The organism is Streptomyces sp. NPDC087420 (assembly GCF_044744165.1).
Classification (GTDB): domain Bacteria; phylum Actinomycetota; class Actinomycetes; order Streptomycetales; family Streptomycetaceae; genus Streptomyces.
This window is the reverse complement of the sequence record NZ_JBIUXU010000011.1, coordinates 121316-137414: the sequence shown is the minus strand read 5'-3', so window position 1 is coordinate 137414 and position 16099 is coordinate 121316. Positions and strand designations below refer to the sequence as shown.

General features: G+C 72.4%; 13 protein-coding genes. 5 read left to right on the top strand and 8 right to left on the bottom strand.

Annotated elements, in window-relative coordinates:
- Positions 1–27: 27 nt before the first annotated feature.
- From ACIO1C_RS23570 to mce, 7 genes are all read right to left on the bottom strand, one after another.
- Entirely contained in the window at positions 28–891 is an 864-nt protein-coding gene (locus tag ACIO1C_RS23570; RefSeq protein ID WP_401866547.1) for an ABC transporter permease subunit, read from the bottom strand.
- Complete coding sequence (locus ACIO1C_RS23565) at positions 888–2075, bottom strand: ABC transporter ATP-binding protein (RefSeq protein WP_401866545.1); 1188 nt, start codon at positions 2073–2075, stop codon at positions 888–890. Before ACIO1C_RS23565 ends, ACIO1C_RS23570 begins: the two co-directional genes overlap by 4 nt.
- A gap of 193 nt (positions 2076–2268) precedes the next feature.
- Positions 2269–3048 (bottom strand): ABC transporter permease subunit, encoded by a 780-nt coding sequence (locus tag ACIO1C_RS23560; protein WP_401866878.1) that lies wholly within the window; start codon positions 3046–3048, stop codon positions 2269–2271.
- Between the two features lie 9 nt (positions 3049–3057).
- A complete protein-coding gene (locus tag ACIO1C_RS23555) occupies positions 3058–4008 on the bottom strand; it encodes an ABC transporter ATP-binding protein (protein WP_401866543.1) in 951 nt (316 codons plus the stop codon).
- A gap of 119 nt (positions 4009–4127) precedes the next feature.
- Entirely contained in the window at positions 4128–5066 is a 939-nt protein-coding gene (locus tag ACIO1C_RS23550) for a cellulose-binding protein (RefSeq protein WP_401866541.1), read from the bottom strand.
- Positions 5067–5199: 133 nt separating this feature from the next.
- On the bottom strand, positions 5200–8916 hold the full coding sequence (gene scy / locus ACIO1C_RS23545; RefSeq protein WP_401866540.1) for a polarized growth protein Scy: 3717 nt from the start codon (positions 8914–8916) through the stop codon (positions 5200–5202).
- A 160-nt stretch (positions 8917–9076) separates the two neighbouring features.
- Positions 9077–9505 carry a methylmalonyl-CoA epimerase gene (gene mce, locus ACIO1C_RS23540; RefSeq protein WP_167027030.1) on the bottom strand — a complete coding sequence of 143 codons (429 nt, stop codon included), beginning with the start codon at positions 9503–9505 and terminating at the stop codon, positions 9077–9079.
- Between the two features lie 169 nt (positions 9506–9674).
- Between mce and ACIO1C_RS23535 the strand changes: the two genes are divergently transcribed.
- The 3 genes from ACIO1C_RS23535 (at position 9675) to ACIO1C_RS23525 (ending at position 12880) form a co-directional block, all read left to right on the top strand.
- A complete protein-coding gene (locus ACIO1C_RS23535; RefSeq protein ID WP_401866538.1) occupies positions 9675–10883 on the top strand; it encodes an acetyl-CoA C-acetyltransferase in 1209 nt (402 codons plus the stop codon).
- 87 nt (positions 10884–10970) lie between these two features.
- Positions 10971–11945 carry a methylmalonyl Co-A mutase-associated GTPase MeaB gene (gene meaB, locus ACIO1C_RS23530; RefSeq protein ID WP_401866876.1) on the top strand — a complete coding sequence of 325 codons (975 nt, stop codon included), beginning with the start codon at positions 10971–10973 and terminating at the stop codon, positions 11943–11945.
- 83 nt (positions 11946–12028) lie between these two features.
- Complete coding sequence (locus tag ACIO1C_RS23525; RefSeq protein WP_401866536.1) at positions 12029–12880, top strand: hypothetical protein; 852 nt, start codon at positions 12029–12031, stop codon at positions 12878–12880.
- A 115-nt stretch (positions 12881–12995) separates the two neighbouring features.
- On the opposite strand, the gene ACIO1C_RS23520 is transcribed toward ACIO1C_RS23525, so the two are convergent.
- Complete coding sequence (locus ACIO1C_RS23520) at positions 12996–13712, bottom strand: PepSY domain-containing protein (protein ID WP_401866534.1); 717 nt, start codon at positions 13710–13712, stop codon at positions 12996–12998.
- Between the two features lie 116 nt (positions 13713–13828).
- Here ACIO1C_RS23520 and ACIO1C_RS23515 point away from each other — a divergent pair, with 116 nt between their 5' ends.
- Positions 13829–14491 carry a response regulator transcription factor gene (locus ACIO1C_RS23515; RefSeq protein ID WP_401866532.1) on the top strand — a complete coding sequence of 221 codons (663 nt, stop codon included), beginning with the start codon at positions 13829–13831 and terminating at the stop codon, positions 14489–14491.
- Between the two features lie 29 nt (positions 14492–14520).
- Entirely contained in the window at positions 14521–16095 is a 1575-nt protein-coding gene (locus ACIO1C_RS23510; RefSeq protein ID WP_401866874.1) for an ATP-binding protein, read from the top strand.
- Positions 16096–16099 lie beyond the last annotated feature (4 nt).

Below are 16099 nucleotides of genomic sequence, written 5' to 3'. Positions count from 1 at the left end.
GGTAGCCCCGGTATTGAGCCCCGCGACTCAGACGTCGCGGCGGTCCAGTGAGAAGAAGGCGCCCGTCATCGCGACCGCCGTCACCCCGATCATGATCCACAGCGGCTGCCAGCCGGACGGCCCCGCGCCGTCGGCGGAGACGCCCGCGTTGTCGTAGAAGACCGCGAGCTGGTTGGGGATCGAGTAGTTGAACAGCCCGTCGCGCAGCGCGCTGAGCGACTGGGCGAACATGAACATCGCCAGCACCAGCGGCATCAGGACGACCCCGATCATGATGGTGATCGCGCCCGCCGAGTGCCGGATCAGCGCCCCGACGGCCAGTGCCAGCAGCCCCAGCGTGGCCAGGTAGAGGCTGATCCCGACCGTCGAGCGGAACCACTGCTCCCCGGACGGCGAGGGCGCGTCGATGATCGCCACCTGGAGCGCGCCCACGACCGCCGTGGTGACCACGGCGAGGACGAAGATCAGCAGGAAGAAGACCAGCGACTTGGCGCCCAGCACCCGCACGCGGCTGGGGCACGCGGTCAGGGTCGTACGGATCATGCCGGTCGTGTACTCGGACGAGATCGTCAGCACGCCCAGCGTGATCACACAGATCGAGCCGAGCAGCACACCGAAGAAGCCGAGGGTCAGCACGTCGTCGTTGAGCGAGTCGGTGGACGAGGAGACCACCAGGGCGGTGAGCGTCCCGATGCCGACCATCAGGACGAGCATCACCCCGAGGGTCCACATCGTGGAACGTACGGACCGGAGCTTGGTCCACTCGGAGGCCACGGCGTCGCCGAGCGTGGCCCGGCGGACGGGGATCGGGGAGACATAGCCGCCCACCGGGCCCGCGCCCCGCTGGGGGGCCGGCGGCTGCGGAGCCTGCTGCTGGTACGGGGTCGTCATCGGGCGTCCTCGTTGCTGTCGCGCTTGGTCGTCTGAACGGCCGGGGCGGGAGCGGGAGCCTCCGCCGGTGCCGGAGCCTGTACGGCGGCCGGCGCGGGAGCCGCGCCCGGTGCCGGCGGGGACGCGTACGGATTCTGGCCGGGCGGCGGGGGCGCGTACCACCCCTGCTGCGGTGCCTCCTGGACCACCGGCGGTACGGGGGTGCCGTACCCCTGGCTTTGTCCCCAGCCCTGCTGGGGCGGCGGCTGGAAGCCCTCCAGCGCGTCCGCCGTCGACCGGTAGTCCACCGCGCCCTGCGTCATCCGCATGTACGCCTCCTCCAAGGAGGCCTGGTGCGGCGACAGTTCCCAGATCCGTACGTCCGCGTCGTGCGCGAGATCGCTGATCCGGGGGAGCGGCAGCCCCGTGACGCGCAGCGCGCCGTCCGGCTCGGACAGCACCTGGCCGCCGGCCTCCGCCAGCGCGGACGTCAGCTTCTCCCGCCGCGGCGGGTCGATCGGCGCGGTGCGCACCCGCGCGAAGTCCGCGGAGTTCGCGGAGATGAAGTCCGTGACGCTCATGTCGGCGAGCAGCTGCCCGCGCCCGATCACGATCAGATGGTCGGCGGTGACGGCCATCTCGCTCATCAGGTGCGAGGAGACGAAGACCGTACGGCCCTCGGAGGCCAGCCGCTTCATCAGGTTGCGGACCCAGAGGATGCCCTCGGGGTCGAGACCGTTGACCGGCTCGTCGAACAGCAGCACCTGCGGATCGCCGAGCAGCGCCGCCGCGATGCCGAGCCGCTGGCCCATGCCGAGGGAGAAGCCCTTGGAGCGCCGCCGTGCCACGTCCTGGAGGCCGACGACCCCGAGGACCTCGTCCACCCGGGCCGCCGGGATGCCCGACAGCTGGGCCAGCGAGAGCAGGTGCGTACGGGCGGTACGGCCGCCGTGCACGGCCTTCGCGTCGAGCAGCGCGCCGACCTTGCGCGGCGCGTTCGGCAGCTGCCGGAAGGGATGTCCGCCGACCGTGACCCGCCCGGACGTCGGCTGGTCGAGGCCGAGGATCATCCGCATCGTCGTGGACTTGCCCGAACCGTTGGGGCCCAGGAACCCGGTCACGGTGCCGGGCCGTACCTGGAAGGAAAGGTTGTGCACGGCCGTCTTCGCGCCGTAGCGCTTCGTCAGGCCGATCGCCTCGATCATTCGCCAGCCCCATCGACAGGTCAGGTCGTCGGGGCAGTGGCCGCTTCCGGACCGAAGGCCCCCCGTTTGAGTTAGGAGGATATCCGGGCCTTGACGGTTCCGGCCAAGTCGTTACAACGGTGCGGCGCGCCCGGCGGCGGTGCGGCGCGCCCGGTCAGGCGTCGCGATCAGGCGTCGCGGTCAGGCGTCGCGGTCAGGCGTCGCGCCTCTTCAGCACGATCCAGCCACCCACCAGCGCCGCCGCGACCCACAGGACCAGGATCCCCAGGCCCTCCCAGGGCCCGTACGGCGCCCGGTCCGAGTTCATGGCGTCGGGCACCACCTGGAGGATCTTCCGGCCGGCCTGGTCGGGGAAGTACCGCGCGACGTCCTTGGCGCCGGGGACCGCCGCCAGGATCTGCGAGACCAGGAAGAAGAACGGCATCAGGATGCCCAGCGACAGGATCGAGCTGCGCAGCATCGCCGCCACGCCCATCGAGAAGACGGCGATCAGCGCCATGTAGAGCCCGCTGCCGATGACCGCGCGCAGGACGTCCGGCTCGCCGATGGTCGTGCTGTGGTCGCCGAGCAGCGCCTGGCCGAGGAAGAAGGAGAGGAAGCCGGTGAGGAGCCCGACGATCAGGGCCAGCACCCCGGCCACGAAGATCTTGGAGAAGAGGAAGAGGGAGCGCCGGGGCACGGCGGCCAGTGAGGTACGGATCATGCCCGACGAGTACTCGGAGCCGACCACGAGCACCCCGAAGACCACCATCGCGAGCTGGCCCAGGACCATCCCGGAGAAGCTGGCGAACGTCGGGTCGAAGGTGGCCCGCTGGGCGTTGTCGAGATCGTCGAACGTCGCGTTGTACACCGCGCAGAGGACAGCGCCCAGGGCGACGGTCACCACCAGGGCGCTGATCAGGGTCCAGGTGGTGGAGGAGACCGTACGGATCTTGGTCCACTCGGACTGGAGAACCGCCGGTGCCGCTGTCAGTGCCATGGGTCAGGCTCCCTTGCCCTCGAACTCCCGGGGCGGGCCGCCGTCGGCCGCCGCGTGGGCGTGGTACTCGACGGACTCCGCCGTCATCTGCATGAAGGCGTCCTCCAGCGACGCGCGCTGCGCGCTCAGCTCGTGCAGCACGATGCCGTGGCGCGCGGCCAGCTCGCCCAGCTCCTCGGTCTCGGCGCCGTCGATCTCCAGGACCCCGCCCTCCGTCTCGACCGGCGTGTACCCCTCCGCCGTGAGCACGTCGTTCAGCCGCTCGCGCTGCGGGGAGCGCAGGCGCGCGTAACTGCGGGAGTTGTCGTGGATGAACTGGGCCATCGAGGTGTTCGCGAGCAGCCGTCCCTGCCCGATCACGATCAAGTGATCCGCCGTCAGGGCCATTTCACTCATCAGATGACTGGAGACGAAGATCGTCCGGCCCTCCGCCGCGAGGGCCTTCATGAGATTGCGGATCCAGTGAATTCCTTCTGGGTCCAGGCCATTGACCGGTTCGTCGAACATCAGGATCTCGGGATCACCCAGCAGCGCCGAGGCGATTCCGAGGCGTTGGCCCATACCAAGGGAGAAACCCTTGGACTTTTTCCGCCCCACGGCCGTCAGTCCGACCATGTCCAGCACCTCGGACACCCGGCGCTCCGGGATCCGATTGCTCTGCGCGAGACACAGGAGATTGTTGTACGCGCTCCGGCCGCCGTGCATGGCCTTGGCCTCCAGCAGCGCCCCTATGTGCTTGAGCGGCTCGGTGAGGTCGCGGTAGCGCTTGCCGTCGATCCTGACCGAGCCGCCGCTCGGGTTGTCCAGATCGAGCATCATCCGCATCGTGGTCGACTTGCCCGCGCCGTTGGGCCCCAGAAAACCCGTCACCACACCGGGTCTGACCTCGAAGGAGAGCTGATCGACGGCGACCTTGCGGCCGAAGCGCTTGGTGAGACCCTCAACCTCGATCATGCGGACAACCTAAAGGCACAAAAAGCCCCCCGCCACCGGAGTGGCAGGGGGCTTACGCGATCGTTACCCGCTGGGGCTCGCGGCCGCGAACCCGCTGGGGCGCGGGTCCGCGAAGTGGGTCAGCGCGACTGCTGCGCCGGCACCCCGCGGGAGATCGGCTCGTCGTCGGCCGGGGAGCCGGCGGCGGCCACCGCGGCACCGGTCAGCGTGGCCAGCATCTCGCGGACGTTGGTCAGCTGGGCGTTGATCGAGTCGCGGCGGTTGGTGAGCGCCGCCAGCTCGCGCTCCGACTCGCTGCGGATCCGGTCGGCCTTGGCGTTCGCGTCGGCCACGATGTCCTCGGACTGACGCTGAGCGGTCTCCACCGTCTGACGGGCGCGGCGCTCCGCGTCCGTACGCAGCTTCTCCGCCTCCAGACGCAGCTGCTCGGCGCGGTGCTCGATCTCCGCCAGGCGCTTCTCGGCCTTCGCCTGACGCGTCGCGAGGTCACGCTCGGACTGCTCACGCCGCTTGGCGAGGTTCGTCTCGAAGTCCGCGGCGGCCTGGGCGGCCTTGGCGCGGGTCTCCTCGAAGAGCGCGTCCGCCTCCTCGCGCTTGGCCTGCGCGTCCTTCTGCGCCTCCGAACGCAGCGTCGAGGCATCGCCCTTCGCCTTCTCGACGATGCGCGTGCCCTCGTCCTCGGCCCGCGCCTTGCGCTCCGTCGAGAACGACTCGGCGTCGTTACGGACCTGCTGGGCCGCCGACTCGGCGAGCTCGCGGTGCTGTTCCGCCGCGCGACGGGCCTCCTCGCGCAGGTCCTTGGCCTCCTCCTCGGCGAGGCGGAGGATCTTCTCTACGCGGGCGCCGAGGCCGGCGTACGACGGCTCCGCGTCGCTGACCTGGGCCTGAGCATTCTGCGTTTCGAGATGCAGCTCCTCGATGCGCTTTTCCAGCGCGGTGATGCGGGCCAGGGCGCTGTCACGGTCGGCGACGAGTTTGGTAATGCGGTCGTCCACCTGACCACGGTCGTAACCACGCCGCACGAGCTCGAAGCCGAATGGGGAGGATGTGTCACTCATGGGGTTCCTGTCGAATGAGACCGGTGAGGTGATAGGGGGAATCCTAGGGGCCGGAGCGGCGTGTCATCGTGTTGATGCCGGTTTGATATGGAGAATGTCCAGCCTTTTGAGTGGCTGAGGGCGTTTTCAAGCCCTAGCCGTCGGAAGACTTGCCACCCGAACGATTCGTTCCGGCCGCCGCGCCCGCCTTGACCGGGTTGTCCTTCGCCGGGCCCGACGGTGCCTCCAATGACCCCAACGCTTCGAGCACGTCCTGGACACGGGAGATCTCCGTCTGGATGTCCGCGCGTCTGCGGGTGAGAACATCCAGGTCCCGCTCGCCGTCCTCGACCATCTGCTTGGCGGCCTGCTGGGCGTCCGCGCGCAACTTCTCGCCCTCCTTGGTCAGTTCGGCCTTCTTCAGCTCGGCCTCCTTGAGGAGACCCTCCGCCTTGCGTACGGCGGCGATCCTGACCCTGCTCGCCTCGGAGTTGGCCTCGGAGACCAGCTCCTCCGCCTTCCGCGCGGCCTCGGCACGCTGTTCCTCCGCGGCCTTCATCAAGGCGTCGACCCGCTCGCCGGCCGTCCGCAGCTGCTCGGACGTCTCGCGCCGGGCCCGCTCGTGCAGTTGCTCGATCTCGGCCTCGACGCGCTGACGCAGTTCCTCGCCCCGCTCGCGTATGGCCGTGGCGTCGCGCCGGGCCCCCACGAGCAGTCCGTCCGCGTCCGTACGGGCCTTCTCCACCAGGGAGTTGCCCTCGATCGTGGCCTCCGCGTCGATGCGCTCGGCCTCCTTGCGGGCGGCGGCGACCATCCGGTCCGCCTGCTCCTCGGCCTCGGTGGCGGCGCGCAACGCCTCCTCCTGGGCCTTGTTGATGAGCTGGTCCGCCTGCTCCGCCGCGTCCGCACGGCGCTTGGCCGCGTCCTTGCGCGCCTCGTCGAGCAGCCAGTCCGTCTCTTCCTGCGCCTCGTTCCTGAGCCGCTCCGCCGCGTCCTCGGTCTCCGCCTTGATCCGCTCGGCCTCGGCCCGCAGCCGCTCGGCGGCCTGCTGCGCCGAACCCAACGCCTCGGCGGCCTCGGCGCGCATCCGCTCGACCTCGCTGGTCGCCTCCGTGACCAGCCGGTCGGCCTGCGCGGCCGCGTCGCCGCGGATCCGGTTGGCGTCCTCCCTGGCCTCGGCCCTGGCCCGCGAGGCGTCCTGCTCCGACGCCACCAGCGAATCGGACGCCTCGGTCCTGGCCCGCTGCGCGTACTCCGCGCTGTCGGCCCGCAGCCGCTCCGCCTCCGCGATCGCGTCGCCGACCGTCCGCTCGGCGAGCGCCTGCGCCGCCTCGGACTCCGCGCTCGCGCGCGTACGGATCCGGTTGGCGTCCTCCGTGGCCCGCTCCCGCTCCGCGTACGCGTCGCCGCGCACCCGGTCGGCCTCCTCCTGCGCCTCCGTGCGCGTACGGTCCGCCGCGTGCTCGGCGGCCGACCGCAGCCCGGCGATCTCCTGCTCGGCCTGGTCCTGGAGACCGGCCACCGCCTCCCGTACCTGCTGGGCCGTCTGCTCGGCGGCGGCCACCAGCTCCGTCGCGCGCCGGTCGGCCTCCTCGACCAGCCGCTGCGCCTCCGCCTGCGCCTCCTCGACCCGCTTGCGGGCCGAGGCGAGCAGCTCTTCGCTCTGTTCGCGGACGCTCGCGCGCTCCTGGTCCGCCTCCGCGCGGGCGGCGGCCAGCGTCTCCTCCGCCTCGCGGCGGCGCCGGGCCGCCTCGTCCTGCGCGGCGGCCAGCGCCTCCGCGGCCTCCGCACCGACCCGCTCGGCGGCGGCGGCGGCCTCGGCCCTGATCCGGTCGGCGGTCTCCTGCGCCTCGTTCTTGAGCCGCTCCGCCTCCGTCGCGGCCTCCGCGCGCAGCCGTACCGCGTGCGTCTCCGCCTCCGCGCGGGACTGCGCGGAGTCCGCCGCCGCTTCCGTACGGAGCCGCTCGGCCTCCTGCTCGGCCTGCGCCTGGAGCGTACGGATCCGCTCGGCGGCCTCCGCGCGCAGCCGGTCCGTCTCCTCGCCGGCCTCCCGGCGGATCCGCTCGCTCTCGCCGCGGGCGTCGGTGAGCGCCACCTCGGCCGACGCGAGGCGCTGCTCGGCCTCCGTGTGCAGCCGGGTCAGCTCGCCCGCCGCCTCGGCCTTGCGGGACTCGACCCCCCGCTCCGTCTCCTCGCGCAGCGCCGCCGCGGCCTCCTCGGCCGCCTTCTTCGTCGCCTCGGCCTGCTCCTCGCCCTCCACCCGCAGCCGCTCGGCCTCGGCGCGGGTGCGCTCCAGCGTCTCCTCGGCCTGCCGGCGCAGGGTCGTGGCGCGCTCGATGGCTTCGGTACGGACCCGCTCGCTCTCCGCCGTCGCGTTCGACCGCGCCTCGTCCGCGTCGGCCTTCGCCTTGGTCAGCAGCTCCTCGGCGGACCTGGCCGCCTCCTCGATCTGCTGGACGGCCTCCCGCCGCGCCTCGCCCCGGATCCGCTCGCCCTCGGCGACCGCGTCGGCCCGCAGCTGCTCGGCCTCGCCGCGCAGCCGGCGCGCCTCCTCCTGGAGCTCGACGGTCTTGGCGCGGTACTCCTTCGTGTCGTCCTTGGCCGCGCCCTTGAGCTGGTCGGCCTGCTCGGCCGCCTCCCCGCGCAGCCGGTCCGCCTCGGCCTCGGCCTCGCGGCGGATCCGCTCGGCCTCCTCGCCCGCCGACCGGATGGTGGCCTGGGCGTCGTCGGATGCCTTGTTCAGGACCTCCTCCGCCGTACGGGCCGCCTTGGCGAGCTGCGCGGCGGAGTCCTCCGCCGCGACCGTACGGGCCCGCTCGGCCGCTTCCGCGACCAGCTTCTCCGACTCGGCGCGGGCATCGGCGAGCGCCTGCTCCGCCTCGGCCTTGGTCGCCTCGGCCTCCTGCGTGGCCTCGCCGACCAGCCGGGCGATCTCGGACTTGGCCGTACGCGTGCGCTGTTCGTTCTGCGACTCGGCGGCGGCCATCCGCTTGGCCGCGGCCTCCTTGGACTCCGCGTCGACCTTCTCGGCCTCCGCGCGGGCCTCGCGCAGCCGCTCCTCGGCCTGCTGCATCCGCTGCTCGGCGGCCCGGCTGATGTCGCCGGCCTGCTGGCGGGCCTGGTCGGACTCGGCGGTGCTGGACGTACGGAGCTGCTCGGCGTGGCTCGTGACCTCCTGCGCCTGCGCGGACGCGGCGTTCAGCAGCCGCTCGGCGTCCCTGCGGGCGCGCTGGAGGAGCGCCTCGGCCTCGGCGCGGGTCGACTCGGCCTCGGAGCTGAGCCGGCGGCGGGCCTCGTCGGTGACCCGGGCGGCCTCCGCGCGGGCGGCGGCCAGCGACTGCTCGGCCTCGGCGCGGGACTCGTCGAGGAGCCGGCGGGCCTGGGACTCGGTCCTGGCGCGCAGCTGCTCGGCCCAGGCGACGTTCTCGTTGACGTGCGACTCGACGGTCTGGCGGCGCTCGGCCAGCTCCTGGTCGAGGCGCTGGCGGCGCTGGACGGCCTCCGCGTGCAGCTCGGCCTGGAGCCTGGCCTGGTGCTCGGCGTGCTCCTGGAGGATGCGCTGCGTCTGGGCCCGGGCGTCGCGCAGCTCGCGCTCGGCGTCCGTGCGCATCTGCTCGGCCTGGATCTGGGCGTTACGGAGCAGCTGGTCGGCCTGGTAGCCGAGGTCGGCGTTGTCGTAGGAGGGACGGGTCGCCAGATTGCGGCGCGCCTCGTGCAGCTTGGCGCGCAATACCTCGACCTGGTAACCGAGGTCCTCGGCGTGCTGGACGGCCTTCTCCCGCGCGGTCTTCAGCCGTTCCATCTCGGCTTCGAACCGCGAGAGGTGGTCGTCGTCAGCTCGGTGGCTCTCCTGGCGTTCGTAGCCCCGCACTGCGCGGTCCCATCCGTCCCCTGGTCGCAACTGCCCTATAGAGCCCGTTCTTTCGGTGAACGGCCCCCCGGGGAATGGTGTCAGATCTTCGGTCGGGGCGCGGCCCCGGCCCGGCCCCGGCCCGGAGCGGTCCACTCTACCGGGCCGGGAATGCTTGAGGTCAGTGCTCCGGGGCCGAGGTGACCAGTTCTGTGAGGACTCCGTGACAGTCTTTGGGATGCAAAAAGGTGATGCGGGAGCCCATGGAACCGGTGCGGGGCTCGTCGTACAGCACCCGGACGCCCTTCTCGCGGATGTCCTGGGCGTCGCCGTCGACGTCCGCCGTGCCGAACGCGAGGTGATGCACGCCCTCACCGTTCTTGGCCAGCCACTTCCCGACGGCCGAGTCCTCCCGGATCGGCTCCAGCAGCTGGAGGTACGAGGCCCCGCCGTCGGAGGTCCCGTTGATCCTGAGCATGGCCTCGCGGACCCCCTGTTCCTCGTTGACCTCGGTGTGGAACACCTCGAAGCCGTAGGTGGCGCGGTAGAACTCGACGGTGGCGTCGAGATCGAAGCAGGCGATTCCGATGTGGTCGATGCGCGTCAGCATGGTCCCAGTGCAGCGGTACGGCGCCGGTTACGCAACGTGCGCGCCGTCACACGCGCCGCCGGGTGACCGGGGGTGCTACCCCTCAGTACATTGGGGTTAACCCTCGTTCACCTCCTCACGCCGCACCGCAGCGGCAACACAAAGGGGATCGCGTCTGATGTCTGCTCTCATGTCCGATACGAACAAGACGAACAAGACCACCTCGGTGATCGTCGCGGGCGCCCGTACCCCCATGGGCAGGCTGCTCGGCTCCCTCAAGACCTTCTCCGGCGCGGACCTCGGCGGGCTCGCGATCAAGGCGGCGCTGGAGCGAGCCGGGATCGGCGGCGAGCAGGTGGAGTACGTGATCATGGGCCAGGTGCTCCAGGCCGGCGCGGGACAGATCCCGGCCCGCCAGGCCGCCGTCAAGGGCGGCATCCCGATGAACGTCCCCGCGCTGACGATCAACAAGGTCTGCCTCTCCGGCCTCGACGCGATCGCGCTCGCGGACCAGCTGATCCGCGCGGGCGAGTTCGACATCGTGGTGGCCGGCGGGCAGGAGTCGATGACCAACGCGCCTCACCTGCTGCCCAAGTCCCGCGAGGGATACAAGTACGGAGCCGTCGAGATGCTCGACGCCATGGCGTACGACGGGCTGACCGACTCCTTCGAGGACATCCCCATGGGCGCCTCGACGGAGAAGCACAACACGCGCCTGGGCATCGCCCGCCCCGCCCAGGACGAGTTCGGCGCGCTGTCCCACCAGCGGGCGGCGGCGGCCCGCAAGAACGGGATCTTCGAGGCCGAGATCGTGCCGGTGGAGGTCCCGCAGCGCAAGGGCGACCCGCTGCTCTTCGCCGAGGACGAGGGCATCAGGCCCGAGACGACGGTGGACTCGCTGGCCCGGCTGCGGCCCGCCTTCGCCAAGGACGGCACGATCACGGCGGGCACGTCGTCGCAGATCTCCGACGGCGCGGCGGCGGTCGTGGTGATGAGCCGGGCCAAGGCCGAGGAGCTGGGCCTGGAGTGGCTCGCGGAGATCGGCGCGCACGGCAATGTGGCGGGACCCGACAACTCGCTCCAGTCGCAGCCCTCCCACGCCATCAGGCACGCCCTGAAGAAGGAGGGCCTGGAGGTCGGGGCCCTCGACCTGATCGAGATCAACGAGGCCTTCGCGGCGGTGGCGGTCCAGTCAATGAAGGATCTCGGGGTCTCCCCGGAAAAGGTGAACGTGAACGGCGGGGCGATCGCCCTCGGGCACCCGATCGGCATGTCCGGCGCCCGGCTGGTGCTGCACCTGGCGCTGGAGCTCAAGCGGCGCGGCGGCGGCGTCGGGGCGGCGGCGCTCTGCGGGGGCGGCGGCCAGGGCGACGCGCTGATCGTACGGGTGGCGAAGTAGCCGGTCCCTGAATGGCCGGTCCCTGAGTAGCTGGTCCCTGAGATTCGTACGACATGGCAAGCAGCAGTAGGAGGAACGGGAGCTGTGATGCAGGACGTCCCCGGCCTGGTGGCCCAGGCACGTGAGGGCAGGCCGCGGGCCGTGGCCCGGCTGATCTCCCTGGTGGAGGGGGCGTCCCCGCAGCTGCGCGAGGTGATGGCGGCGCTGGCACCGCTCGCGGGCGGCGCGTACGTGGTCGGTCTCACCGGTTCGCCCGGGGTCGGCAAGTCGACGTCGACCTCGGCGCTGGTGACCGCGTACCGCAGGGCCGGCAAGCGGGTCGCGGTGCTGGCCGTCGACCCGTCGTCGCCGTTCTCCGGCGGGGCGCTGCTGGGCGACCGGGTACGGATGTCCGAGCACGCGTCGGACCCCGGCGTCTACATCCGCTCCATGGCGACCCGCGGCCACCTCGGCGGCCTCGCCTGGTCCGCGCCGCAGGCGATCCGCGTCCTGGACGCGGCCGGGTGCGACGTGATCCTGGTGGAGACGGTCGGGGTCGGCCAGTCGGAGGTGGAGATCGCCTCCCAGGCCGACACGTGTGTGGTGCTGCTCGCCCCGGGCATGGGCGACGGCATCCAGGCGGCGAAGGCCGGGATCCTGGAGATCGGAGACGTGTACGTCGTCAACAAGGCGGACCGCGACGGCGCGGACGCGACGGCCCGCGAGCTGAACCACATGCTGGGGCTGGGCGCGGCCCGGGGCGCCGGCGACTGGCGGCCGCCGATCGTGAAGACCGTCGCGGCCCGGGGCCAGGGCATGGACGAGGTGGTCGAGGCGCTGGAGAAACACCGCGCGTGGATGGAGGAGCACGACGTCCTCACCACGCGCCGGGCCGCCCGCGCGGCCCGCGAGGTGGAGACGATCGCGGTCACCGCGCTCCGCGAACGCATCGCGGACCTGCACGGCGACCGCCGCCTGGAGACCCTGGCGGGCCGGGTCGTGGCGGGCGAGCTGGACCCGTACACGGCGGCGGACGAACTGATCGCGGGCCTCACGGAGCACGAGCCCGGACAGCGGTCCTGACACGGCCGTGGCACGGCCCTGACGCGGCCCTGAAAGGCGGAAACGGCACGCGCCGCCCGTGAACGTCTCGTTAGGGTTTCGCCATGACCCGACATACCAAGGCGAACAGTTCAACTCCGCCCACCTCAGTGGTACTTCGCGACCGCTCGGCGCGGCTGTGCGCGGAGCCGGGGGCGCTCCTGCTCGACCGGGACGGGACACGAAGACGCATACCGCTGGCGGCGGTCGAGAGAGTCCGGGCCGACGACGCCCGGCAGCGGTCGGTCGCGGTGGTGCTGACGGCGGCCGACGGCGTCCCGGGCACGGTGTTCCGGCTGAACTGCCGCAACAGCGCGGCCGTCACGGCGTTCGCGGACGCGGTCAACGGCGCGCTGCCCCGCCGGGAGGACGGCGCCCCGCGGCGGGACGGCGCGGAGCTGGTGCGGGTGCTGCCGCCGAAGCGCCGTCAACCGTGGGAGCCCAACTGGTGGTTCGCCGGCATCACCGCCGGCCTGGTGTTCTTCGTGGCCGGTTTTGTGACCCTGGTCGCGAGGGGCGACGTGATGGGGGCGATCCTGTGGATCATCGGCGTCTCGCCCCTCGTCAAGGGGCTGGCCGTCCTTTTCCTCGTGGTCAGGGCGCTGTGCGACCGGCTGATCCTGTGGCGCCGCGGTATCACCGTGCTGGCGGTGCGCTACGGCAGCGGTTACGCGTTCACCGACGCCAAGGGCACGGAGCGCCGGGTCGAGATCGACGGCGCCGCGAAACCCGTGAGTACGAAGCCGGCCCGGTACGAGGTCAGTTACGACCCTCTCCGCCCCGGGCGGACCGCGGCGGTCCTTCCCGTGGGGAGCTGGATCCTCAGGACCCTGGGTGTTGTCTTCCTCCTGCTGCCCGTGGTCGCTCTCGGGCTCTATCTCGTGCCCTTCCAACTGGTCGAGTCGCTCTTCCTCTGAGCGGAAACCGGGCAGCTGAGCGGAAACCGGGCAGCGGGCAGCCGAACGGCCCGGCCGGGGAGCCGGGCCGTTCAGGCGGTCGCGGTGGGGGACGCGACGGCTCGGGGGAGGCCGGTCAGTCGTCGTCGCCGTGGTCGTCGTGGTCGTCGTGGCGGGCGTCGTCGTCGCTCGGGTCGTCGTCACGGTCGTGGCGGTCGTCGGTTGTCCTGGCGGCCGCGACCTGGCCCGTCTTCGTGTGGACGGTCAGTTCGTGCGTACGGCCGTCCTTGCCCCGTACGTCGACGTCCCAGGCGCTCGCGTGGTCGTCGTCCAGGTCCACGGAGGTGACCGTGCCGGGGACGGAGGCCAGGGCGGCCGCCGCGGCCTCCTGGGCGTCGACCGTGGCGGCACCGAGCGCGGCGCGCTCGTCGCGGTTCTCCCGGTCGTCGTCGCCGTCGTCGTCATGGCGGTCGTCGGCGCGCACCGTACCGGCCGCGTCGATCCTCAGCTCGTGCCACCGGCCGTCCTTGCCGAGCAGCTCGACCTCCCAGACGCTCCCGCGGTCGTCGTCGCGGTCGACCGAGGACACGGCGCCGGGGTACTTCTTGAGCGCGGCGGCGGCCGCCTCGCTCGCGGTGCCCGGCGCACCGGCCGCCGGGATCGTGGCCGTACTGCTCCTGTCGTCCGCCGACGGGTCCGTGACGGCCGGGACGGTGAGGGGGGACGCCGGAGCGGTCCGGGTCGCGCCGCCGTTGTCGTCGCGTCCTTCGCCGCCCACGGCGACCGCCGTGTACGTACCGCCGCCGACGAGTGCCGCCGCGGTGACGGCCGCGATCACCAGATTGCGCTTCATGGGGATTCCTTCCAAAGTCGGTCCGTAGCGAGTGACTTCAATCTGGCGCAGCGACCCTGAAGGCAGGCTGAAGCCACCTGAAGAGATCTTCAGGTTGGGTTTGCGAAGCTGGTGGCATGCGCCTGCTGATCGTGGAGGACGAAAAAAGGCTCGCGGTCTCGCTGGCCAGGGGACTGACGGCCGAGGGCTTCGCCGTGGACGTGGTCCACGACGGCCTGGAAGGGCTGCACCGGGCCGGGGAGGGCGTCTACGACCTCGTCGTGCTCGACATCATGCTGCCCGGCATGAACGGCTACCGCGTCTGCGCCGCCCTGCGCGACGCGGGCAACGAGGTGCCGATCCTGATGCTGACCGCGAAGGACGGCGAGTACGACGAGGCCGAGGGGCTCGACACCGGCGCCGACGACTACCTGACCAAGCCGTTCTCGTACGTGGTTCTCGTGGCCCGGGTCAGGGCGCTGCTGCGCCGCCGGGGTGCGGCCGGCGCCTCCCCCGTGCTGCGGGCCGGTGCCCTGCGCATCGACACGGCCGCCCGCCGCGTCTTCCGCGAGGAGACCGAAGTGTCGCTCACCGCCAAGGAGTTCGCCGTCCTGGAACAACTCGCCGTCCGGGTGGGCGAGGTGGTCGGCAAGCCGGAGATCCTGGAGCACGTCTGGGACTTCGCGTACGACGGCGACCCGAACATCATCGAGGTCTACATCAGCGCGCTGCGCCGCAAGATCGGCGCCGCGAGCATCCAGACCGTGCGGGGGGCCGGGTACCGGCTGGTGGCCACGTGAGCCGCCCGCCGGGCCGCCGGGGCGGCCGGTTGTCCTCCGTACGGGCCAAGGCGTCCCTCGGCGCCACGCTGGTCGTCGCGGTCGCCCTGGTGGCGGCGGGGCTCGCGGTGCTGCTGTCGCTGCGCTCCGACCTCACCGACCAGGCGGACCGGCAGGCGGACGCGGCCGCGCGCGAGGTGGCGCTCGACATCATCGCCGAGCAGGTGCCCGGCAGGACCCCGTACAGCCGCCTGGAGCTGCCCGGCGCCGAGGAGCGCCCGGTCCAGGTCGCCGACGAGCAGGGCCGGCTGATCGCGGTCAGCGACGACCTGGAGGGGATAAGCGGTACGGGCGTGGCGGCGGTGACGCCCGTAGGGAGCCCCGCCCCGCAGCCGACCGCCGCCGGCCAGGACGACGACGATGCCGCCGGCTCCGACGATGCCGCCGGCTCCGACGATGCCGCCGGCTCGGACGACGACGCCTCCGACGCCTCCGACGACGACAACGGCTCCGGAGGCGGCGGCAGCAGCCGCCACAGCGGCGGCAGCGACGACGACGACGATCCGGCGATCGGTGCCGTCGGGAAGCCCGGCCCCCTGACGACGGGCCGGGCCACGGTGGACGGTACGACCGGCGAGTACCGCTTCTCGTCGATCGAGGTGACGGACACCTCCGGCCGTACGGTCGTCGTCCACGCGGGCGCCTCGCTGGCGGCCCGCCAGAGCGCCGTCGGCACGGCCGCGGCGGCGATGCTCGTCGGGCTGCCGGTGCTGCTGCTGGTCGTCGGGGGAGTGACCTGGCTGGTGACCCGGCGGGCGCTGCGCCCGGTGGAGGGCATCCGGCGCGAGATGGCGGCGATCACCGCCTCCGAGGACCTCTCCCGGCGGGTCCCCGAGCCCGCCACGCACGACGAGGTCGCCCGGCTGGCCCGTACGACCAACGAGACGCTCACCGCGCTGGAGGCCTCCGTCGAGCGCCAGCGCCGCTTTGTCGCGGACGCCTCGCACGAGCTGCGCAGCCCGATCGCCTCGCTCCGCACCCAGCTCGAAGTGGGCGACGCGCACCCGGAGTTGCTGGACGTCCCGGGCGCGGTCGCCGACACCGTACGGCTCCAGCAGCTCGCCGCCGACCTCCTGCTGCTGGCGCGGCTGGACGCGGGGGAGCGGCCGGGGCAGGCCCGCTTCGACCTGGGCGACCTGGCCGCCGAGGAGATCGCCGCGCGCACGACGGACCGCGTGAAGGTGTGCCTGGAGGCGCGGGAGGCCGGGGCGGACGAGGCGCTCGAAGTGACGGGCAGCCGGGGGCAGTTGGCGCGGGTCCTCGGCAATCTCCTGGACAACGCCCAGCGGCACGCCGCGTCGGCGGTCACCGCCTCCGTCCACCGGCGGGGCGGCCGGATCGTGCTGGCGGTCGCCGACGACGGTCCTGGCGTGCCGGAGGCGGAGCGGGAGCGGGTCTTCGAGCGGTTCGTACGGCTGGACGACGCCCGCGCCCGCGACGACGGCGGCGCGGGCCTCGGCCTCGCCATCGCCCGCGACGTGGCCCGCCGCCACGGCGGCACGCTCACGGTCACCCGGGCGCCCGCGGGCGGCGCCCTCTTCGAGCTGGCACTGCCCCCGGCGTGAGGAG